Origin of the sequence: Azospirillum halopraeferens DSM 3675 (assembly GCF_000429625.1) — a bacterium.
GTDB lineage: Bacteria > Pseudomonadota > Alphaproteobacteria > Azospirillales > Azospirillaceae > Azospirillum > Azospirillum halopraeferens.
This window is the reverse complement of the sequence record NZ_AUCF01000010.1, coordinates 162,751-182,789: the sequence shown is the minus strand read 5'-3', so window position 1 is coordinate 182,789 and position 20,039 is coordinate 162,751. Positions and strand designations below refer to the sequence as shown.

23 protein-coding genes are annotated in these 20,039 nt (G+C 69.3%); 6 read left to right on the top strand and 17 right to left on the bottom strand.

Translation table 11 applies throughout. From position 1 onward, the window contains the following. Window positions 1-104: 104 nt before the first annotated feature. A complete protein-coding gene (locus G472_RS37075; RefSeq protein WP_051340703.1) occupies window positions 105-950 on the top strand; it encodes a hypothetical protein in 846 nt (281 codons plus the stop codon). A gap of 192 nt (window positions 951-1,142) precedes the next feature. After that, window positions 1,143-1,361, top strand: coding sequence for a ChaB family protein (locus tag G472_RS0111505; protein WP_029008525.1), 219 nt, complete (start codon window positions 1,143-1,145; stop codon window positions 1,359-1,361). Window positions 1,362-1,406: 45 nt separating this feature from the next. Here the strand turns inward: G472_RS0111505 and G472_RS37070 are convergent, their stop codons facing one another. After that, window positions 1,407-2,672 (bottom strand): sensor histidine kinase, encoded by a 1,266-nt coding sequence (locus tag G472_RS37070; RefSeq protein WP_051340702.1) that lies wholly within the window; start codon window positions 2,670-2,672, stop codon window positions 1,407-1,409. Between the two features lie 221 nt (window positions 2,673-2,893). On the opposite strand from G472_RS37070, the gene G472_RS0111495 reads away from it, so the two are divergent. Continuing rightward, the gene (locus G472_RS0111495) at window positions 2,894-3,277 is read left to right on the top strand and encodes a response regulator (protein WP_035692029.1); all 384 of its coding nucleotides are present in this window, start codon (window positions 2,894-2,896) and stop codon (window positions 3,275-3,277) included. 16 nt (window positions 3,278-3,293) lie between these two features. Here the strand turns inward: G472_RS0111495 and G472_RS0111490 are convergent, their stop codons facing one another. The 15 genes from G472_RS0111490 to dsrA form a co-directional block, all read right to left on the bottom strand. Continuing rightward, complete coding sequence (locus G472_RS0111490) at window positions 3,294-3,521, bottom strand: sulfurtransferase TusA family protein (RefSeq protein WP_029008523.1); 228 nt, start codon at window positions 3,519-3,521, stop codon at window positions 3,294-3,296. 57 nt (window positions 3,522-3,578) lie between these two features. Next, window positions 3,579-5,054 carry a cobyrinic acid a,c-diamide synthase CobB gene (locus G472_RS0111485; RefSeq protein ID WP_029008522.1) on the bottom strand — a complete coding sequence of 492 codons (1,476 nt, stop codon included), beginning with the start codon at window positions 5,052-5,054 and terminating at the stop codon, window positions 3,579-3,581. 29 nt (window positions 5,055-5,083) lie between these two features. After that, entirely contained in the window at window positions 5,084-6,094 is a 1,011-nt protein-coding gene (locus tag G472_RS0111480) for a glycosyl transferase family protein (RefSeq protein ID WP_029008521.1), read from the bottom strand. 44 nt (window positions 6,095-6,138) lie between these two features. Further along, a complete protein-coding gene (nrfD, locus tag G472_RS0111475; protein ID WP_029008520.1) occupies window positions 6,139-7,356 on the bottom strand; it encodes an NrfD/PsrC family molybdoenzyme membrane anchor subunit in 1,218 nt (405 codons plus the stop codon). Between the two features lie 6 nt (window positions 7,357-7,362). Continuing rightward, complete coding sequence (gene dsrO / locus G472_RS0111470) at window positions 7,363-8,118, bottom strand: sulfate reduction electron transfer complex DsrMKJOP subunit DsrO (RefSeq protein ID WP_051340701.1); 756 nt, start codon at window positions 8,116-8,118, stop codon at window positions 7,363-7,365. Next, window positions 8,115-8,495, bottom strand: coding sequence for a hypothetical protein (locus tag G472_RS32595; protein ID WP_035692026.1), 381 nt, complete (start codon window positions 8,493-8,495; stop codon window positions 8,115-8,117). Before G472_RS32595 ends, dsrO begins: the two co-directional genes overlap by 4 nt. Before the next feature lie 5 nt (window positions 8,496-8,500). Then, window positions 8,501-10,456 carry an NAD(P)-binding protein gene (locus G472_RS0111460; RefSeq protein WP_029008518.1) on the bottom strand — a complete coding sequence of 652 codons (1,956 nt, stop codon included), beginning with the start codon at window positions 10,454-10,456 and terminating at the stop codon, window positions 8,501-8,503. A gap of 34 nt (window positions 10,457-10,490) precedes the next feature. Then, entirely contained in the window at window positions 10,491-11,993 is a 1,503-nt protein-coding gene (gene dsrK, locus G472_RS0111455) for a sulfate reduction electron transfer complex DsrMKJOP subunit DsrK (protein ID WP_029008517.1), read from the bottom strand. A gap of 24 nt (window positions 11,994-12,017) precedes the next feature. Further along, on the bottom strand, window positions 12,018-12,743 hold the full coding sequence (locus G472_RS0111450) for a respiratory nitrate reductase subunit gamma (RefSeq protein WP_029008516.1): 726 nt from the start codon (window positions 12,741-12,743) through the stop codon (window positions 12,018-12,020). A gap of 76 nt (window positions 12,744-12,819) precedes the next feature. Then, entirely contained in the window at window positions 12,820-13,152 is a 333-nt protein-coding gene (locus G472_RS0111445) for a TusE/DsrC/DsvC family sulfur relay protein (protein WP_029008515.1), read from the bottom strand. Window positions 13,153-13,191: 39 nt separating this feature from the next. Further along, window positions 13,192-13,494 carry a sulfurtransferase complex subunit TusB gene (tusB, locus tag G472_RS0111440; protein ID WP_029008514.1) on the bottom strand — a complete coding sequence of 101 codons (303 nt, stop codon included), beginning with the start codon at window positions 13,492-13,494 and terminating at the stop codon, window positions 13,192-13,194. An 8-nt stretch (window positions 13,495-13,502) separates the two neighbouring features. After that, on the bottom strand, window positions 13,503-13,880 hold the full coding sequence (gene tusC / locus G472_RS0111435; RefSeq protein ID WP_029008513.1) for a sulfurtransferase complex subunit TusC: 378 nt from the start codon (window positions 13,878-13,880) through the stop codon (window positions 13,503-13,505). 16 nt (window positions 13,881-13,896) lie between these two features. Continuing rightward, a complete protein-coding gene (tusD, locus tag G472_RS0111430) occupies window positions 13,897-14,256 on the bottom strand; it encodes a sulfurtransferase complex subunit TusD (RefSeq protein ID WP_029008512.1) in 360 nt (119 codons plus the stop codon). A 15-nt stretch (window positions 14,257-14,271) separates the two neighbouring features. Continuing rightward, window positions 14,272-15,351 carry a dissimilatory-type sulfite reductase subunit beta gene (gene dsrB, locus G472_RS0111425; RefSeq protein WP_029008511.1) on the bottom strand — a complete coding sequence of 360 codons (1,080 nt, stop codon included), beginning with the start codon at window positions 15,349-15,351 and terminating at the stop codon, window positions 14,272-14,274. 43 nt (window positions 15,352-15,394) lie between these two features. Next, window positions 15,395-16,657 (bottom strand): dissimilatory-type sulfite reductase subunit alpha, encoded by a 1,263-nt coding sequence (gene dsrA, locus G472_RS0111420; RefSeq protein WP_029008510.1) that lies wholly within the window; start codon window positions 16,655-16,657, stop codon window positions 15,395-15,397. A gap of 459 nt (window positions 16,658-17,116) precedes the next feature. Here dsrA and G472_RS0111415 point away from each other — a divergent pair, with 459 nt between their 5' ends. The 3 genes from G472_RS0111415 (at window position 17,117) to G472_RS0111405 (ending at window position 19,071) form a co-directional block, all read left to right on the top strand. Next, window positions 17,117-18,301: a hypothetical protein gene (locus G472_RS0111415; RefSeq protein WP_029008509.1), complete on the top strand. Its 1,185-nt coding sequence runs from the start codon at window positions 17,117-17,119 to the stop codon at window positions 18,299-18,301. A gap of 76 nt (window positions 18,302-18,377) precedes the next feature. Further along, complete coding sequence (locus tag G472_RS0111410; protein ID WP_029008508.1) at window positions 18,378-18,677, top strand: type II toxin-antitoxin system VapB family antitoxin; 300 nt, start codon at window positions 18,378-18,380, stop codon at window positions 18,675-18,677. Between the two features lie 4 nt (window positions 18,678-18,681). Continuing rightward, entirely contained in the window at window positions 18,682-19,071 is a 390-nt protein-coding gene (locus G472_RS0111405; protein ID WP_029008507.1) for a type II toxin-antitoxin system VapC family toxin, read from the top strand. 15 nt (window positions 19,072-19,086) lie between these two features. Here G472_RS0111405 and G472_RS0111400 read toward each other — a convergent pair whose 3' ends face one another. After that, complete coding sequence (locus tag G472_RS0111400) at window positions 19,087-20,031, bottom strand: dimethyl sulfoxide reductase anchor subunit family protein (RefSeq protein ID WP_029008506.1); 945 nt, start codon at window positions 20,029-20,031, stop codon at window positions 19,087-19,089. Window positions 20,032-20,039 lie beyond the last annotated feature (8 nt).

The following is a 20,039-nucleotide window of genomic DNA, read 5'->3' as shown; positions in this document are numbered from 1 at the left end:
TGAGGCTCGCCGCACTCTCCATGCGGCGCGGCGGGGGAAGAGTGCGATCTCCTACGGGCATCTGTCGAATGACGCAAAATTCTCTTTGGCAACCGAGCGACATTATGAACGCAGAAACCGGCACCGAAGCGGAATCCCCGAAGCGGCGCGGCCGAATTCCGCAATCGGCATGGCCACGAATTCTTGAACGGTACCGGGCCGGCGCAACGCTGTCGGCCATCGCCCGCGAATTCGAATGCACCCCCAGCGCCATCTCCTACATCGTCCGCAAGGCTGAGGCCAGCGGCCAGGGCGGCGAGGAGACCGGCGAGCCGGCGGCCGACGCCGCACCGGCGGAGACGGCACCCTCCGAGGCCGCGCCGCCCGCGACGGACGCTCCGGAAGCGCAGGCCCCCGCCGGGGAGCCCGCCCGGCCCGACGCCGAACCGGCAGCCGAGGCCGATCCGGCGCCACAGCCGCCCCGCCACGCCCGCGGCGGGGAGCCGCGTCCGGAACGGTCGCGCGGCGAGTCCGCTCGCGGCGGCACCCTGCGTGCCGACCAGCTTCGCGGCGATCGGTCCTCGCGGGGTGAGCCGGCCGTCGCACCGGTGGTGGAGCCCGCTCCCGCCGCACCGGCGCCGTTGCCGGCGGCACCCGTGGCCGTCGCTCCTGCCGCCGCCCCTGCCGGCGGCGAGCAAGCGGCGCCGCGTCCGGCCCGCGCCGAACCGACGCCGCCCGTGGACGCCGTGGAGGCCCGCCTGCGGGAAACCGCACGGACCTGCCTGGCGGCCTATCGCACCTGGCGCCAGCAGCCGGGCGAAAACAGCATCCAACCCCTGTCGGATGCCGTGCACGAGCTGCGCAAGGCTCTGGCCCGCATCGAGATCGACATGTCCGCCAGCCGCCGCGAGGAGCAGGTGGCCCGCCCGATCCCGATCCCGGCCCACCGCGCCGCGCGCCGCGCGCCATAACGCGTTCATCGACCGACGCCCGCGGGCCCCCCGTCCCGAAACCCCCTTCCGGATCACTTGCCGGAAGGGGGTTTTGCGTTGTGCGCGTTTTGCGTTTCGGCATACCCCCCTCCGCCAAAAGACTGCTTCAGCAGAGGGCGGGAAAAAGGCTATGATCAAAACAATCATAAGAAACGCCGTGGAGGACGCGCAATGCCGTTTCCCAGCAACGCCGAATTGCCCGATTCGGTAAAGTCCGGCCTGCCTGACGGCGCGCAGGACATCTATCGTTCCGCCTTCAACCGGGCCTGGCGGGAATACGACGAGGGCGAAGGTCAGGCCCGCCGCAACGAGGCCGCCCGTCGAATCGCCTGGGCCGCCGTTCTGCGCCGCTATGAACGGGTCGGCGATTCCTGGCACCTCAGGCATTGAACAGGGGCAGGGGCATCATGCGTTTCGGCGCAAACGCATGATGCCCTATGCCGGAAACACCAGTTCGAACACCGCCCCGCCGTCGCTGTGGAAGGCGGTGCGCCCATGCAGTTGGGCGGCCAGGGCCCGCACCAGACCGAGACCGGCTCCGGCCGCGGAAGGTTCGGCCCCGGGAAGGCCGGGGCCGTCGTCGCGAACCGTCAGCCGGCTGGCGCCGTCGTCATCACGGGCGAACGTGATGGTGACGGTGCCGCTCCGCCCCGCGGGGAAGGCGTGTTTGAGGGCGTTGGACACCACCTCGGTGGTGATGAGGCCGGCGGGTATGGCCGCATCCAGGTCGAGGGCGCAGCCCGCCGCCGCGTCGACGCGCAGGCGCACGCGGTCTCCCGTCCCGTAGGTGCGCTGCAGCCCCTCCACCAGCGTGCGGAGGTAGGCGCCGAAGTCGATACGGGCGCTGTCGTCGCGCTGGTACAGGGCTTCGTGGACGAGGCTCATGGCGCGGATGCGCTCCACCATCTCGTCGACCATCTGGCGGGCCGCCCCGTCGGCGAGCCGGCCGGCCTTCAGGATCAGCAGACTGCACACGACCTGAAGGTTGTTCTTGACGCGGTGGTGCACCTCGCGGAACAGCACATCCTTGTTCTCCAGCGCCCGGCGCAGTTCCGCCGTCTGCTCCAGGACGCGCTCCTCCAGTTCGGCGTTCAGCAGCCGCAACTCCTCCTTGGCCTGCTTGACCGAGGCGCTTTCGATCACCTGCCACGCGGCGTGGCGGCGGGCCACCGCAAACTGATGGATTCCCACCACGTCGAGCACGTCGGTCGGCTGGCAGGCACCCAGGCAATAGGTGCACAGCCCCACGATGCGGCGGCCGGCGAAATGGTCGCTCACACGGGTTTCATAGTCGATGAAGCCATCCCAGTCGGCCAGACGGCGCGGCAGCACGTTACCTGTCAGGCGCAGGCCGCGGCGGCCGCGGTCGAGGGCCTCCCGTTCGCGCGCCAGCCACCCGTGCAGGGAGGTGTCGAGGCTGCCCTCGTGGTACCAGGCGCGCTGGTCGATGAAGTCGATCCGGCCCAGGTTCATCCGAGCATCCAGATCGGGCACGGCGTTGCGCAGGACAGCGACCGCCCCGTCGACCGACAGATCCGGCGCCACGACCCACAGGCATTGCTCGTCCTGCTCCAGTCCCGCCTTGAAGTAGGGGACGAGAATGTCGGTCAGGTCGGTGGAGGTGTCATAGAACTGGCAGAAATGGCTTCCCCAACGCACCCGCCCGACCGCTTCAATACCAGTGTCCGTCCAGGATTCCATCGCAGCTCTCCCGGCTGTGCGTGAGGCCGGTGCGCACAAACACGATTTGATGGTGAGGGATTGTATGGGCTCATTGGTTCCGGCGCCATCGGCGGAACGGACTATGGATTGCGGCGCCGTAGCCGTATGATGCCGCCGGCGTCCGTCACACCGACACGCGAGGGACACACCGCGCGATGGACGTGAGGTATGGCAGGCGAAACCGAACCGAAGATGGTGGGATGAGCGCACGCATACTGATCGTCGAGGATGAGGCGCTGGTGGCCCTGTCGCTGCGTGCCTTGCTGTCGGACGGCGGATACGAGGTTGTCGGGGTGGAAGCGACCGGCGCCGGCGCGCTGGCCTGCGCCGCAGCGACCCGCCCGGACCTGGCGCTGATGGACATCCGCCTCGCCGGGCCGATGGACGGCATCGACACCGCGGCGGCGCTGCGCGCGCAGTTCGCCATCGCGATCGTCTACGTCAGCGCGCAGACCGACGCGCTGACCGCACGGCGGGCCGAGGCGACGCACCCGCTGGGGTTCGTCGTCAAACCCTTCGTGCCCCGCGATCTGCTGACGGCGGTGGCCGGCGCGCTCGACCGCAGCGCGCCACACCCCGGATGACGGAGAACGCGCCGCCTCACCGCGCCTTGCGGATCACGATGCTCCAGTGTTCGCCGACCCGGTCGCAGGCCACCACGTCGTGGCCGATCTTGCGGGCCCAGGCGGGAATGTCGTCGGCGGACGCCCGGTCGGAGGACAGCACCTCCACCTCGTCGCCCGGGGTGGACGCCTTGATGGCGGCGATCAGTTCCATCAGCGGACCGGGGCAGAAGGCGTTGCGGGCGTCGATCGTCCGGCGGGACATGGCGGGTGCACTCCTGAAGGGTGGTGTTCTTATGGTTCGGGACGGTCCCGGCGCCGCTCAGGCGGCCCGGGCATCGGGGGTCCGGGCATCGGGGGTCCGGATGGCGGGCGCGCGGGCGCCGCGGGACCGGATGAAGGCGGCGAAGCGTCGGGGCCAGGCGTTGGCGCCGACGCCGCGCAGATGGGAAAAGGCGGCCAGTGCGTTGTGCACGACGATGCCGTCGCGCTCACCGTCGATACCATAGCCGCGCTCCACCGCGTAGGCGAAGCGGCAGCCGGGTGCCAGGTTGGCGACGCCGGCATGGTGGAACTCATGCCCCACCAGGGTGCCGTCACCCCCGGCCGCCGGCCAGGGAAAGCAGGCGGTTTCGCGCAGGCGCACATAGCCGCGCCCCTGCGGGCGCTTGTGCATGACCGTGTCGAGGGGCAGCACCCCGACCATGGCGTGCCGCCGCCCGTCCCTGGCGATGGAGCGCGACAGGTACATCAGCCCGCCGCATTCGGCGTAGGTCGGCAGCCCCCCTTCCACCGCAGCGCGGACCGAGGCGCGCATGGACGCGTTCGCCTCCAGCGCCTCCATGTGCATCTCGGGAAAGCCGCCGCCGATGAACAGGCCGTCCAGGGCCGGCGGCAGGGCGGCGTCGCGCAGGGCGTCGAAGGGCACCATCTCGAACCCTTCGGCGGCGAGCGTCTCCAGATCCTCGGGATAGTAGAACCCGAATGCGGCGTCGCGGGCATAGGCGATGCGACCGGCGGAGGGACGGGTGCGGAACGACGGAGCACCCGCCCCCCCTCCTGCCCGCCCCCCGCCATCGGCGGGGGGAAGGGTCGGGAGCGGTCCCGATCCGGCGGCGCCCCGGCGCGCCACCTCCAGAACGCGGTCGAGGTCCACCTGCGCCGCCACCGCATCGCGGATGCGGGCGACGACGGCCTGCGCTTCCGCCTCCTCGTTGGCCGGGACCAGGCCGAGATGGCGTTCGGTGATGGCCAGATCGGCCGAGCGATGGACGGCGCCCAGCACCGGCAGGTCGGTGTAGCGCTCCACCGCCTCCCGCAGCTTGGACTCGTGGCGGCTGCCGGCGACCTTGTTGAGGATGACGCCGGCGATGCTCACCGCCGGGTCGAAGGCGGCGTAGCCCACCAGCAGCGGCGCCACCCCGCGGGTGATGCCGCCGGCGTCGATCACCAGCACCACCGGTGCCTGCAGCAGCTTGGCCAGCGCCGCCCCGGAGTCCCGCCCCTCCGGATCGACGCCGTCGTAAAGGCCCTTGTTCCCCTCGATGAGCGCCACGTCGGCACCGGCCGCATGACGGTGGTAGAAGCCGGGAATCCCCTCGGCCCCCTGGGTGTAGAAGTCCAGGTTGCGGCAGATCCGGCCCGCCGCCAGGCCGTGCCACATGGGGTCGATGTAGTCCGGCCCCTTCTTGAAGGGCTGCACCGCCAGCCCGCGCGCCGCCAGAGCCGCGCAGAGCCCCAGCGTGACCGTGGTCTTGCCGGAGGACTTGTGCGCGGCGGAGATGAACAGGCGGGCCATGGGCGGTGTCCTCCTTGGGGAGCGGGGCGTCAGGCGGCCCCGGCCGGGGCGACGGTGTTGCGAGTGCGCCAGAGTTCGGCGGCCAGCGTCTCGGCCTCCGCATGGGTGGCGGCGCGGCCCAGCAGCTTCAGGGCCACCGCCGCCGTGGCAACGATGACGTCGACCGCCTCCGCGTCATCGGAGGCGCCGGTCCACACGGCCTTCAGGCGGCCGGCGTCCAGTTCGTCGTCGTGGCGCACGGTGGTGGTGCGGGCAAACGGCGGCCACACCTCGCTGGCCAGCGCCCCGTCAGTCACGGTGAAGACCTCGCAGGGCTTCTCGGGCCGCCGCTCAGCCTCCCCGCCCTCGCCCTTGAACACCGCCAGGTTGGGCTGGCCCAGCAGGGCGGCGGCCTTCTGGTGGGCGTCGCGGTAGGGCGGGTGCGCCACCCCCAGCATCTGACAGGGGGCACCGAAGGGGTTCAGCATGCGGGCCACCGTGTGCACCGGGTTGCGCAGCCCCAGCACCGCCTTCAGCCCGATGATCTCGTGCAGTTTCGGGCTCATGTCCGCCAGCCGCACATAAGCAAATCGCCGCGCCGCGAGGTGGCCCGCCGCTTCATCCAGGGAGCGGGCGACCGGCACCCCCAGCGCCTCCAGCGCCGCCCCGGTGAACAGGCGGCCGGCGGTGTGCCCCTCGGTGCCGTGCATGAACACGGTGACGCCGTTGTCTGCCAGCAGCAGGGCCGACAGCAGGAACCAGGGCAGGCGGCGGGACTTGCCGGCGTAGCTGGGCCAGTCCAGGTCGACCGGCGGCGGGTCGGCGGGCAGCACCAGGCTGTCGCGGGCGGCGCGGGCGAAGCCGGCCAGCTCCTCCGGCGTTTCGGTCTTCACGCGCACCAGGCAGAGGAAGGCGCCGAGCTGGATCGGCTCCACCTCGCCGCGCAGGATCATGGAGACGGCGGCGTGGGTCTCCTCCTCGGTAAGGGAGCGCGACAGCGTCGGCCCCTTGCCGAGAATGCGCACGTACTGGGCGAAGGGATGTTCGTTGGTCTTGGTCATGGCGTCCGTTGGTCCTCGCGATGCGGCGGTGCCGCCCGGCTCCTTCAGGCGTCGGCGCGGGCGTGATGCGGGTCGACCGCGGCGTCCGCCAGACTCTCCGGCAGGAAACGCAACGCCGCGCAAGCGACCGCCACGATGAGGAGCGAGACGGCCACCCCGCCGATCCCCAGCAGGAACTCCGCCGGGGTCGGGTCATAGGACCCCAGCGTACCGTCGAATGCGGCCGAGGTCACCTCGCGGCCGGGGAACAGCTCCAGCGGCCACGCCTGCCCGCCGATGACGATCACATAGACCTGCGCCAGCCCGCCCAGCAGGACCAGACCGGCCGCCAGCAGCCGGTTGCGGCGGTCGCGGTTGAATTCCGGGCGCAGCAGCAGGACCAGCGGCGCCACCGTGCCCGCCAGGATCTGGACGAACCAGAACATCGGCGCGTAGGGACCGCCCAGCAGGTACGCCTCCAGCGCTCCCCCCCGCGCGGTATAGGCGACGGTCAGGTGCTGGATGACGACGAAGTAGAGGACCGCGGCCACGAAGATGGCCTGGAGCCGGGCCAGCCGGCCGAGCACGGCATCGCCCAGCGGGCGCCCCTCGATCCGGTACAGGGCGCTGACCACCAGCGTGAACGCCGCGGTGCCGAAGCTGAGGGACATGGCGATGAACAGCGGCGCCATCACCGCGGAATGGTAGGTCTCGCGCGCCACCAGGAACCCGAAGATCGAGCCGGTGCCGGTGGTGAGCACCAGGCGCCAGACAAACGCGCCGGTTCCCGCGGCCGACGTCCAGCGGTTCATCCGCCGGTCCAGCATCGTCCACAAATAGACGCCGACGATGGCGAAGAAGCCGGAGTAGAGCAGGACGTTCCACGCGAAGATCGAGCGGAAGTTGAAGTGGGTCATCGCCACCGTCAGCCGGTCGGGCCGGCCGAGGTCGAGCACCAGCACCGCCAGCCCGCCGGCCAGCAACGCCGCCGCCAGCAGCCCCGACAGCGGGGCCAGCGGCTTGTACACCGTGCGCCCGAACACCGACGCGATGGAGGCGACGTTCAGCGCCCCCGACGCCGCGACGATCAGGAAGATGGCGAAAACGTGCGGCAGACCCCAGACGATCTGGTTGTTCATGCCGGTGACGACGTGCCCCTCGTGCTCCATGTACAGGGCGGCGGCCCCCCCGGCCGCGGCGACGGCGGCCAGCAGGCCGGCGATCCGCACGAAGCGGGAGGAACGGGAGTCGAGCGTGGCGAAGGCGGTCTTCGTCCTGGCCATGGCGGGTCAGATCCCCTGGTAGTAGACGCCCGTGTCGAGGCGCAGGTCGTCGCGGATGCGCGCCGGAGCCACCTCGCGGATGCGCCTGGAAATGGCGCTGCCCGGATCGTCGAGATCGCCGAACAGGATGGCTGACCGGCCGGCGCCGGCGCAGGCGTCGACGCAGACCGGCCGGCCGCCGGCATCGACGCGCGTGACGCAGAGGTTGCAGGCTTCCACCGTGCCCATGCCCCGCGGGCTGCCCGGCCGCTGGCCGGTCACCGGCTCGTGCACGAAGGACCGCGCCTTGTAGGGGCAGGCCATCATGCAGTAGCGGCAGCCGATGCAGATGTGGCGGTCCACCAGCACGATGCCGTCGGCCCGCTTGAACGACGCTCCGGTCGGGCAAACGTCGACGCAGGGCGGCTTGGCGCAGTGCTGGCACATGATCGGCAGCGACGCCGTGCGGCCGGTGGCGGGATCGCGCACGTCCACCTTGCGCACCCATTGCGGTGCCTGGTCCGGCCGGGCGCGGCCGGCGTCGCTCCACCCGTGCTCCGCCCCGCAGGCGGTGACGCAGGCGGAGCAGCCGCTGTCACACCGCGTGGTGTCGATCAGCAGCCCCCACCGCTTCGCCCCGTCGGCGGCCGCCGCCGCCGGCCCGGCGTACAGGGTGATTCCCGGCGCCAGGGTGACCGCCGCCAGCGCGGCCCCGAGCAGGGAGCGGCGGGAGACCGTGTCCCCTCTCCCCTCCGCAGAGGGCGGCGTTTTTACGTCCTTCATTTCGCGACCCCCGGCGTCGAGGTGTGGCACGAGAAGCAGTCGACGCGCACCGCGGTGGTGTCGTGACAGGTGCGGCAGAAGTGGCGGGAGTCGGCGACCGTCACGGGGTGGCCGTCGTCGCCCTTCACCGCATGGCAGGTGACGCAGGCGTTCAGGCTGTGGTTGGCCGGCCGGATGCCGCCGTGGACCGTGTCGTCGCGCTGATGCTTCAGAAGGTCCATGTGGTTGCGCCGCATGAACGGCGCGTCGGCGACACACTCACCCGGCCATTGCCGGAAGGCGGGGGACGGAGCCGTCCCCTCACCCGCCGCCAGCACCCCGGTGACGGCGGCCGCCGCCAGGCCGAGGGCGATCAGGAGCGTGCGCACGCCGGTCATGGCGGTCACTCCCCGAGGCCCATCTGGATGTAGCCGGTGGGGCAGACGTCCTTGCAGACGTGGCAGCCCACGCACTTGGAATAGTCGGTCTGCACGTAGCGCCCGGTCGCCCGCTCCTTCTGCGGCGTGCGCGACACGGCGGTCTGCGGGCAGTAGATGACGCAGTTGTCGCACTCGAAGCACATGCCGCAGCTCATGCAGCGCTTGCCCTCGGCCATCACCTCCTGTTCGGTCAGCGCGACCAGGCGCTCATCGAAGTTGCCCAACACGTCGTCGGGGCCGATCTCCACATGGCGGCGGACGTTGCGGGCCGTGTAGGGGAAATGGCCGAGGAACAGGTCCTCGTGGGTGACGACCTCGTGGGGGCCGCGGTCCTCGTAATTGTGGACCGCGAACCTCGCCGCCGCGGTGCCGCGATGCCCCTCGCCGCCGCTGACGAAGGGCTCGGGCGCCACGTTGCGCTCCTTCATGCGGTCGATCAGGTCGAAGTGGACCACGTCGACGCGGGGGCGGCGATCCTCCTCCACCCCGGCGAAGAAGCGGTCGATGCTTTCCGCGGCGATGCGGCCGTGGCCGATCGCGGTGGTCAGCAGGTGGGGGCGCACGATGTCGCCGCCCACGAAGTGCTTCTTGTGGCCGGGGACGCGCAGCAGCTTGTCGGCGTTGATGAAGCCGCGGCCGTTGTCCAGCGCCTCCAGTCCGGTCATGTCGCCCTTCTGACCGATGGCCGAGACGATCAGGTCGCAGGCGATCTCGAACTCGGTGCCGGCCACGGGCCGCGGCACGGCGCCGTCCATCTCGCACTTGCACATCTTCAGCGCGACGGCGCGGCCGTCCTCGCCCTTCACCACTTCCAGGGGCATGATGCCGCCGCGGATGTCGACGCCTTCGCGCCTGGCGTCATTCACCTCCTGCTCCGCGGCGGTCATCTTCTCCACCGGGAACAGCGACGTCAGGGTGACGTGCGCGCCCTCGCGGGTGGCGCTGTCCGCCACGTCGTGGGCGGTCTGGCCGAAGATGATGTTCTCGGGCCGGTCCTTGGGGTGGGCGTGGGTGATGTGGCCGATGCGCCGGGCCACCGAGGCCACGTCAATGGACGTGTCGCCGCCGCCGACCACGATCACCTTGCCGGTGACGCCCTTCAGGCGCCCCTCGTTGAAGGCGCGCAGGAAATCGACGCCGGTGATGCAGTTGGGCGCGTCGGAGCCGGGCACCGGCAGCGGCCGGCCGGAATGGGTGCCGATCGCCCAGAAGACGGCGTCGTACCCGCTCTCCAGCTCGGCGATGGTGACGTCGCGGCCGACGCGGGTGTTGGCGCGGACCTCCACCCCCATGGCGAGGATGCGCCCGATCTCGCCGTCCAGCACGGTGCGGGGCGTGCGGTAGCCGGGGATGCCGTAGCGCATCATGCCGCCCAGCTCCGGCTTGTCCTCGAAGACGGTGACGGCGTGGCCGCGGCGGCGCAGATGGTAGGCGGCGGACAGGCCGCCGGGGCCGCCGCCGATCACGGCGACCTTGCGCCCGGACTCCGTCGCCGGTGCGTCGAAGGCGAGGTTGTTGGCCAGCGCCCAGTCGCCGACGAAGTGCTCCACCGCGTTGATGCCGACGCGGTCCTCGACCTCGTTGCGGTTGCAGCCGTCCTCGCACGGGGCCGGGCAGACCCGGCCCATCACCGACGGGAACGGGTTGGCGGCGGTCATGCGGCGGAAGGCGTGCTCCTGCCAGGCGACTCCCGCGGCCGGCTTGTCCTGGCCGCGGGCGATGGCCAGCCAGCCGCGGATGTCGTGGCCGGACGGGCAGGACGCCTGGCATGGGGCGGTGCGATGAACGTAGGTCGGGCACTTGTGCGACCAGCTCGCCTGGAAGATCTCCTCCTGCCAGGGCCCCGGCTTGTGATCGCCGTCCTTGTAACGGCGGAAGGAGAGTGCGGTCGGATTGGCCGTTGCCGTCTGCGATGACATGGAAGCGTTCCCTCCTGGACGTTCTGTTCGACGTTCAATCGTTGCCACCGAGCCGGATGGCCTTGCTGACGAGCTGATGGACCGACACCACCATCTCCATGTCCAGGCCGTAGGACGGCAGGACCTTGGTGAACTGGCTCTTGCAGATGGCGCAGATGGCGGCCATGTGCGTGACGCCCTCCCGCTCCACGACCTGCTTGAGCGCGCTGACGCGCGGCTGGGCGCCCTTGACGCGCAGCTCGATCAGGTCGTCGGTCAGGAGGCCGCCGCCCCCGCCGCAGCAGAACGTCTTGTCGTGGATGGTGTCGGGGTGCATGTCGACGAACTTCGGCACCGACGCCTTGATGACCTCGCGGGGGATGACGAACTGCCCGCCTTCGAAGTCGCCCATGCGCGAGGCGCGGGCGACGTTGCAGGAGTCGTGGAAGGTCAGCGTCATGCCGGTGTTCGCCTCGCGGTCGAGGCGGATGCCGCCGTTGCGGATGAGATCCCGGGTGAATTCCAGGATGTGCTGCGGCACCGGATACTTCGGGTCGAGGAAGTCCCACGGGCCGGCCAGCGTGTTGAGGAAGGAATAGGCGACGCGCCAGGCATGGCCGCACTCGCCGAAGACGATGCGCTTGACCTTCAGGTCGATGGCGGCCTGGCGGATGCGGTTGGCGATGATGTGCATCTGCTCGTACGAGCCGATGAACATGGCGAAGTTCGCCGCCTCCGAGGCGTGGGAGCTGAGCGTCCAGCTCACCCCCGCCTGGTGGAACACCTTGGCGTAGCCGATCAGCCCGTCGACGTGCGGCTCGGCGAAGAAGTCGGCCGAGGGCGTGACCAGCAGGACGTCGGCGCCCTCCACGTCCAGCGGAAAGCGGACGTCATGCCCGGTGTCGTCCTTGACGTCCTCCTCCAGACCTTCCAGCGTGTCGGCCAGCGCCGGTTCCGGCAGGCCCAGGTTGTTGCCGATCTTGTGGACCTTGCCGATGATCTCGTTGCAGTACTTCTGCCCCAGGCCGATGTGGTCCATGATGTCGCGCGCCGCCATGGAGATCTCGGCCGTGTCGATCCCGTAGGGACAGAAGACCGAACAGCGCCGACACTGCGAACACTGGTGATAATAGCTGTACCAGTCGTCGAGCATCGCCCGGTCCAGCTCCTTGGCGCCGACCAGCCGGGGGAACATCTTCCCCATGGGGGTAAAGTGGCGGCGGTAGACGCTGCGCAGCAGATCCTGGCGGGCCACCGGCATGTTCTTCGGGTCGCCGGTGCCGAGGAAGTAATGGCACTTGTCGGTGCAGGCGCCGCACTTGACGCAGGCGTCCAGGTAGACCTGCAGCGAGCGGTACTTGCCGAGCAGTTCGCCCAGGCGCGCCACCGCCTTCTCCTCCCAGCCGTCCACCAGGGTGCCGGGAAAGCCCAGCGCCTCCTGGTGGGCCGGCGCGGCGACGAAGGGCTTGAGGTGCCCCATGGCACCGGGCGTCAGCTCCGGCGTCTCGCGGAGGTCGGGATCCTCGGTCAGGGCGGGGATGGTGTAGTTGGCAGCCACGGTTCCGGACCTTCCTTCAGACGGTCAGCGCTGCTGATCGAGAGGCCGCGCCCAGGCCGCGACGTGGCGGCGTTCGCGGGCGTCGTCGACCTGGTTGCGCGTCGGCGAGAAGAAGACGCCGGGTGCATGCAGCAGCTTGGAGAAGGGGAAGACGATCGCCAGCACGGCCACCAGGAACAGGTGGAGCAGCAGGAAACCGTCGGCGGGCAGCGGCCGGATGTCAGCCACCATGAGGCCCAGGAAGAACTGTTTGACGGCGACGATGTCGGTCCGGGCCACCGCGCTCATGGCGAAACCGGAGACGCCGATGCCGAGCAGGAGCAGCAGCATCAGGATGTCCGACGGGCCGGTGATGTAGCGGATGCGCGGGATCACGAAGCGGCGCACCAGCAGGCCGGTCAGCCCCGCCAGCATGGCCAGCCCGCCGTAGACACCGAAGGGCTGAACCCAGACGATCCAGAACCACAAGGGTTCGACCACGTAGCGCAGGTGGCGCAGGGCCACCAGCAGCAGGCCCAGGTGGAACAGCACCGCCAGAGCCCACAGCAGCTTGTCCGCGCGGAACAGGCTTTCGAACAGCCCCACCTCGCGCGCCAGCCGGAACGCCACCCCCGTGCGGGTCAGCGGCGCCGGGGTGGTCGGGATCTTCAACGGCGCCGGCACGGTGGCGTACCGGTGGATCTTGTACGCCAGTCCGGCCGCGAAGACGGCTGCGGCCGTGTAATAGAGGAGTGCGAAGAGTACCGACATCCGCCCTGCCCTTTCCATACCGCCTCTCCCCTCCGGGGGGATTCCCTCCCCCCGGAGGGGAGAGGGATGCTTGCGATCACACGCAGCCGGTCGGCTTGGGCAGGCCGGCGATCTTGCACGCCTGCTTGGCGGGGCCGTAGGGGAAGAGTTCGTAGAGGTACTTGTTGCTGCCCTTGTCGGCCCCCATCCTCTTGGTCAGGGCCTTGGTCAGCACCCGGATGGCCGGCGCGATCTGGTATTCCTGATAGTACTCGCGCAGGAAGTTGACGACCTCCCAGTGCTCCGGCGTCATGTTGACACCTTCCTTTTCCGCGATGATCGCGGCCAGATCCTCGTTCCACAGCGCGAGGTCGGTGAGGTAGCCCTCTTCGTCGTGATCGATGGTCTTGCCGTTGACGTCGTAGGACATGTGCTTTCCTCCAGCGTTATGATTCTTGGGGTCCGTGGATCAGAGCCAGGCGGTCGCCGTGCCGCGGGCGGCGACGAGTTCGACGAAGCCCGTGTAGTCCACGGGCTTCACGCCTTCGACCAGCGCGGCGTCCTTCATGCCGCGGGCCTGCAGGTCGGGGGCGAGCACGTAGACGTCGTGCTGCTCGGCGGCATGGCGCACGCGCTCGGCGACGGCGGTGCCGGCCACCGCGGCGTAGACCGCGTCCTCGTACAGCAGGATGGCCGAGCCGGCGGCGGCGCGGTTGAGGCAGGCGTCGAGATTGTTGCGCTCGAACGGCGACTTGTTGACGGTGTGCAGCATGGCTTTCCTCACGCGCTCAGGACGACGTCCATGGAGTCGATCAGCGCCGCCATCGCCGCGCGGTCGATCACCTCGACGGGGACGACCAGGTCGGCGGCGGTCAGGCCGCGCTCCTCCAGCGACTCCTTCTCGGCGTAGAGCTTTTCGATGTCGTAGCCGTCGAGCGCCCGGTAGGTCGTGACGAAGTCCTTCATCTCCAGGGCGCCCTTGGCGTCCTGGCCCTTCTTCAGCTCATACACGCCGTCGTCGGCGAAGCAGACGTGCACGTCCTGGTCGAACATGGCGGCGACCAGGATCATCTCCAGCACCTCAAGCGCGTAGATGGTGCCATGCGGCGCCTTGCGGTTGAGGTACATGAACTTCTTGACGGTGGCTTCTTCGCTCATCGGATGCTCCTCCCGCTCAATCGCCGAACGTCACGAGGCGGTCGGCTTCGATGCCCGCCTCGATGAGCTGGCCGAGTCCGGTGATGCGGAACCCCGGAGCCAGGACGTCATCCTTGATGCCGCGGCGCAGACCGGCGGCGACGCACACCGACAGGTCGAGCCCGTGCCGCACGCCCAGTTCCGACCAGCGCCGCACCACGTTGCGGTCGTCCGACTGCGGTTCGGACAGGCGGTTGGCGTTGTGCACGCCGTCGTAATAGAAAAAGACCCGCACCACCTCGTGCCCCATGTCCAGGGCGGCCTTGCAGAACTGGTAGGCGCTGTCGGACGCCTGGTGGTTGAACGGGCCTTCGTTGACCAGGATGGCAAACTTCATGGAGGGTCCCTTCCCTTAGAACCGCAGCTGGGCCGACGCGTTCAGGCTGGCACGGCCGCCGCGCCACGTGTCGAGGTGGTACTTGGTGAAGGGAAGACCGGTCAGCTCGAAGAAGCGGGCCCAGCCGATGCGCTCGATCCACTCGCCCATCCGCTCCCACGGCTTGGCGTTTTCCTTGTAGGCGTAGAGGATCTGCTTGACGATCCCGGCGGCTTCCGGCCAGCGGGGCGCGTTGTTGGGAATGCCGGCGGCCACCAGCTTGTGGAAGGTCGGCTTGGAGCGGGTCGAGGAATGCTTGCCGCCCACCCAGATCGCGATCTTGGTGTGGACCGGATCGTTGATCTGCATGGGCGGGCACGGCGGGTAGCAGGCGCCGCAGCACACGCACTTCTTCTCGTCCACTTCCAGCGACGGCTTGCCGTTGACCAGGGCCGGGCGGATCGCCGCGACCGGGCAGCGCGCCACCACCGCCGGGCGTTCGCAGACGTTGGCCACCAGGTCGTGGTTGATCTTGGGCGGCTTGGTGTGCTGGACGTTGATGGCGATGTCGCCCTGGCCGCCGCAGTTGATCTGGCAGCACGAGGTGGTGATCTTCACCCGGTTGGGCATCTCCTCGTTTTTGAACTCCTCATAGAGTTCGTCCATGAGGGCCTTGACGACGCCGGAGGCGTCGGTGCCGGGGATGTCGCAGTGCAGCCAGCCCTGGGTGTGGGAGATCATGGACACCGAGTTGCCGGTGCCGCCGACGGGATAGCCGGCCTCCTCCAGGGCGTCGATCAGCGGATCGACCTTGTCGTAGCTCGACACCATGAACTCGACGTTGGAGCGCACGGTGAAGCGCACATGCCCTTCGGCATAGCGGTCGGCGATGTCGCACAGGGCGCGGATCGTATAGACGTCCATCTGGCGCTGGGTGCCGGCGCGCACCGTCCACACCTCGTCGCCGTTGTTGGCGACGTGGTGCAGAACGCCGGGGCGCGGACGGTCGTGCCAGGCCCACTGCCCGTAGTTCTTCTTGAGCAGCGGGTGCATGAAGGGGAACGGGTCGGGCACACCGCATTCGACGGTCTTGTGCTCTTCGACGGCCACGGTCATCGTTTCCTCCGGGAAATCGTCGTCACGCTGAAGCGGTTCGCGGTCATTCCGCCGCGACGGGCCGGGCCTCCGCCCGCTGCGCCTTCCACTTCGCCACCTCCTCCTCCCAGCCGTCGGTGCGGACGTAGGAGTTGGTGCGCGGATGCGTGATCATGTTCGGGTCGAGCTTGAGGCCCAGGGCCTCGACGAAGTTGGCGATGCCGATGCGCTCGATCATCTCGCCGGTGCGCTCGTGCTCCAGCGCGTTCTCGGCGAAGAAGTCGACGATGTTTTTGGCCAGTTCGACGAGCTGTTCGTAATCCTCGTCCGTCTCCATCTTCATGAAGGGGACGATGACGGTGCCCATGAGGTCACCGATCTTCAGCGTGCGCTTGCCGCCGAGCAGCAGGCAGAGACCGCGCTCCTTGCCCGGCTTCAACGCCTTGGTCATGACGTTGATGCAGTGCATGCAGCGCACGCAGCTCTTGTTGTCGACCTCCAGCGTGTCGTCGTCGTTGAGCGACAGGGCGTTGGTCGGGCACATGGTGATGACCTGGTCGATGCACCACTTGCGGCCCATCTTGCCGATGTAGGTCTTCACCTCGTCCTGGTCGACCTGCATGTCGTCCTTCCAGGTGCCGATCACCGCGAAGTCGGCGCGCTGGGTGGCGTTGGTGCAGTCGTTGGCGCAGCCCGAGAACTTGAACTTGAACTTGTAGGGCAGCGACGGGCGATGCATGTCGTCGAGGAAGGCGTTGACCATGGAACGCATGGCCTTGGCCTCGTCGTAGCAGGACTGCTCGCAGCGCGCGGCGCCGACGCAGGAGACCGAGGTGCGCACGCCGGCCCCGGCGCCGCCGAGGTCGAAGCCCAGCTTGTTCAGCGCGTCGAAGGCCGCCTGGACGTTCTCGGTCCGGATGCCCTGGAACATGATGTCGCCGGACTGCCCGTGCAGCGCGATCAGGCCGGAGCCGTGCGTCTCCCAGATGTCGCACATCTTGCGCAGCAGGTCGGTGGTGTAGTGCATGCCGGCCGGCGGCATCACCCGCAGCGTGTGGAACTCCGCCGACTCCGGATACTCGCCGGAGATTTCCGAGAAGCGCGGGATTACGCCGGCGCCATAGCCCTTCACACCGACGGTGCCGCCCTTCCAATAGCCCTTGCGCGTCTCGTAGCTCCGCTCGAGCTGGCCGAGCAGATCCTTCATCATGCCGGCGTACTGTTTGTCCTCGGACTGCGCCAGCCGCTTCAGACCGGACACGAAGCTCGGCCACGGGCCGCTTTCGAGCTGGTCCAAGAGCGGTGTCTTGGGCATTTCCTTCGACATCACGCGATCTCCCTGAGCGTTGACACAGTTCCACTCGCCGCGGCGCGGACCCCCGTCCGCTCCGCGTCCCGCCTTGTTCGGAATGTCCACGGTCGGCACCGCCGCGCCCGGTTCCGGGCATGCGTCCGCGCCGCCGCCCCCGTTGGGCGGCGCGCGGGCGACGCGCGTGCTACTCCGTTCCGGGCATCGCCCGATGATCGAGCCGGTGCACCATCATCTTCCGTTTCCTTCCCGTTCGGATCACCGGTCGCAGAAACCGGTTCCCCCGCCACCCCCGGCGCCGCCGCATCGCTGCGGTCTTATTTTATTGGTTCAGCATATGATAGAACCCTAATACAATGTCGTGCGGTTTGGCCAGCGGAAAATCACCCACTCCATGTGCGACAATGTGTACCGAACCCCGCTGACTGGCATGCCGGATGCAATGCATCCGTTCCGTCGGCATCTCGAGGCATCACGATGACAGCAAGCCCCTTCACCGACCTCCTCCTTCCCGGCCCCGACGGCCGGCTCCGCCTGGCGCCGGGGGTGCATCCCCTGGACGACCTGCTGGAGCGCGACGCCGATTCCGTGCTGGCCGCCTTCCGGGACAGCCAGCGCGCCGATTTCCGCGCGGCCGTCGGCGTGCTGGACGACCCGTCCCATCCCCTGAGCCGGCGTCTGGCGGAGATCGGACCGGTGGACGTGGACGCGGCGCGCGTGCACGCCCTGTTCAGCGATCTGCACGACCACGTCATGGAACACCCGGTGTGGCGGCATCCCTTCTTCCGCCGGGTCTTCGCCGGAGAGATGGAGCGCGCCCACCTCGTCCGCTTCGCCGCGCAGTACCACAACCAGATCAAGAACACGCGCCAGTGCGTCGCCATGGCCATCGGCCGCTTCCACAGCCTGGCCCCCCTGCCGCCGGTGGCCAACCCGGAGCGCCTGTCGGAGTTCGCGCAGATCGTGCTGGCCCAACTGGTCGCCGACGAGTACGGGGTCGGCAGCCACGCCGTGGAGGACTACCCGACGCTGGACCGCCTGCTCGGCTCCACGACCCACATCGTGATGTACGGCCAGCTCTTCGACGGGCTGGGCGTGCCGGGGGGCGAGCGCAACCCGCCGCTGCTCCACGCGGTCGCCGACAACGTGCTGACCCAGCGCCTGCTGGCCGGCGACCCCGCCTTCACGCCGCTGGAGGCGCTGGCTTCGGTGGGACTCGGCATGGAGTGGGGGGTGCCGGAGTTCTTCAGCCTGCTGCTGGGCGGCATCATCCGCTGGGCCCGCGCCACCGGCGAGCCGCTGACGGCGCACCACCTGCACGTCTTCATCGCCCATGTGCGCTATGACGTGATGCACGCCATCGCGGTGACGCTGATGACCGCCCTCTTCGTGCGCGACCGCGACGACGTGGCCCGCGTCAAGGCTGCCACCAACACGCTGATGAGCGCGCGCTACGCCATGATGAGCGGCCTCTACGCCGACGTCTTCGGCGAGCCCTGCCCGGGGCCGGCCGCCATCGGGCTGGAGGCGCGCTATCACCTGCCCGACCGCCGCATCGAAACGGCCCTGCGCGCCGCGCGCCGGACCGTGGCGGCGGGCAGCGTCGCCGACTCCGCCGCCTACCGGGAGCGGACGGACGTGCCGTTCGTGTTCGGGGGGTAACGGCTGCCACCGCATCGAGCGGATCTGTTACAGTGTCCGACGGTAATCCTCGTCCGGCCGAACGGAGAAGCGGGCCATGGGCTTCATGATCGACCCCGAAACCGAGCGCAACGCCCGCCGCCTGGCGGCGCTGCGCAACGCAAGCGTCGAGGAGGCGATCAGTGCCGCAATCCGGGAGGCCCTGCTGAAGACGGAGAGGCCGCCGCCGGAGCACCCATCTTCGTCTCCGGTTCCGCCGGACGCAGACCCGCTCGCCTCCCTGTCCCCGGAACAAAAGGCAAAGGTGGAGCGTACGATGGCCCTGGTACGCACACTTCCGCCTTTGGACGACGACCCGACGGCGGATCTGTATGATGCCAGCGGCTTGCCGTGCTGAACCAATGGTCATCGACACATCGGCGATCATCGCCATCCTGAAAGGCGAACCGGAGGCACCGCTGCTCCTGGCAAAGATCGCTACAGCCGACGTGTGCCGGATTTCCGCTGCCACATTGGTCGAAATCGGAATTGTCGCCCGGCGCGACACCACCGGAGCGGTGGAGCACGCCGTGCAAACGCTCCTCCACGACTATGCCATTCGCGTCGAAGCGGTTGATGAACGTCATGCCCGAATCGCGCTTGGAGCGTTCAGCCGTTACGGCAAGGGCACTGGCAGCCCGGCCCGCCTCAACTTCGGTGACGTGTTTTCCTACGCTCTGGCACAGGAAAAGGGCGAGCCGCTGCTGTTCAAGGGCAACGACTTCGCCCGAACCGACGTCCCCGCAGCCTGATCCGTTTCCCACCGGTCACGCCGCCCGGCCGTAGTACAGCATGCAGGTGTGCCGCGCCTCGGCGAAGAACAGCCAGCGTTCGGTCAGGACGCCGGCGCCGGCGCTGGCCACGGCCAGCAGGGCGGCGATGCCGGACAGCAGGGGCGGGGTGATCAGCGCCAGCAGGGAAAGCAGCAGCGGCAGGGCGAACAGAGCCAGGTGGGCGATGCGGCGCAGCTTGGCCGCATGGGTGCGCGCCACCCGGTAGCCCATCTCCTTCATCAGGAAGTTCTCTTCCGTGTGCGGCATCTCCAGCAGCGACACGGGACCGAGACGGCCGAGCCCGGTGGCGGTGCCGAGATCGCTGCGCGGGCGCGCCGTGTCGATGTGGTGCCAGTACGCAGCCTTCACCGCCCAGCCCGCCAGAACGGACGCCACCGCCAGCCAGCCGAAGGCCGGCTGCCAGACGCCGAACAGGCGGCTCAGCAGCACCAGCAGCAGAGCGCCGGTCATCAAACCCAGCACCAGATAGGCGGGGGTGACGAAAACGTTGTGCCACTGCCGGATCGGCTTGAGGCTGGCGTAGATCATCGAGGTGCACCACACCGTGATCCCGGCCAGCACCGCGCTCGCCACGCCCAGCCCGGCGAAGACGCCGCCGGTGTCGTTGAGGAACACCCAGCCGATGGCGAACAGCCCGGCCGGCGCGAAGGTCAGCAGCGCCAGGACACCCTCGCGCGCCAGCCAGGACGACCGCCATTGCGACATGGCGCGCCAGGCGCGCTCGGGCCGGCCGAGGTGGCCCAGCGACGACAGCAGGCCGCCGGCGATCAGGCCCAGCGCCAGCCCCAGCGCCACGATGCCGAGCCCCGTGTCCGCCGGCAGCGCGCCCGCGGCCGCGAACAGCCCCAGCAGGGCCAGCAGCCCATAGCCGGCGCCCGACGCGGTGGTGAAGACGATGACGGAATAAGCGGGATGCATGGGTCGAT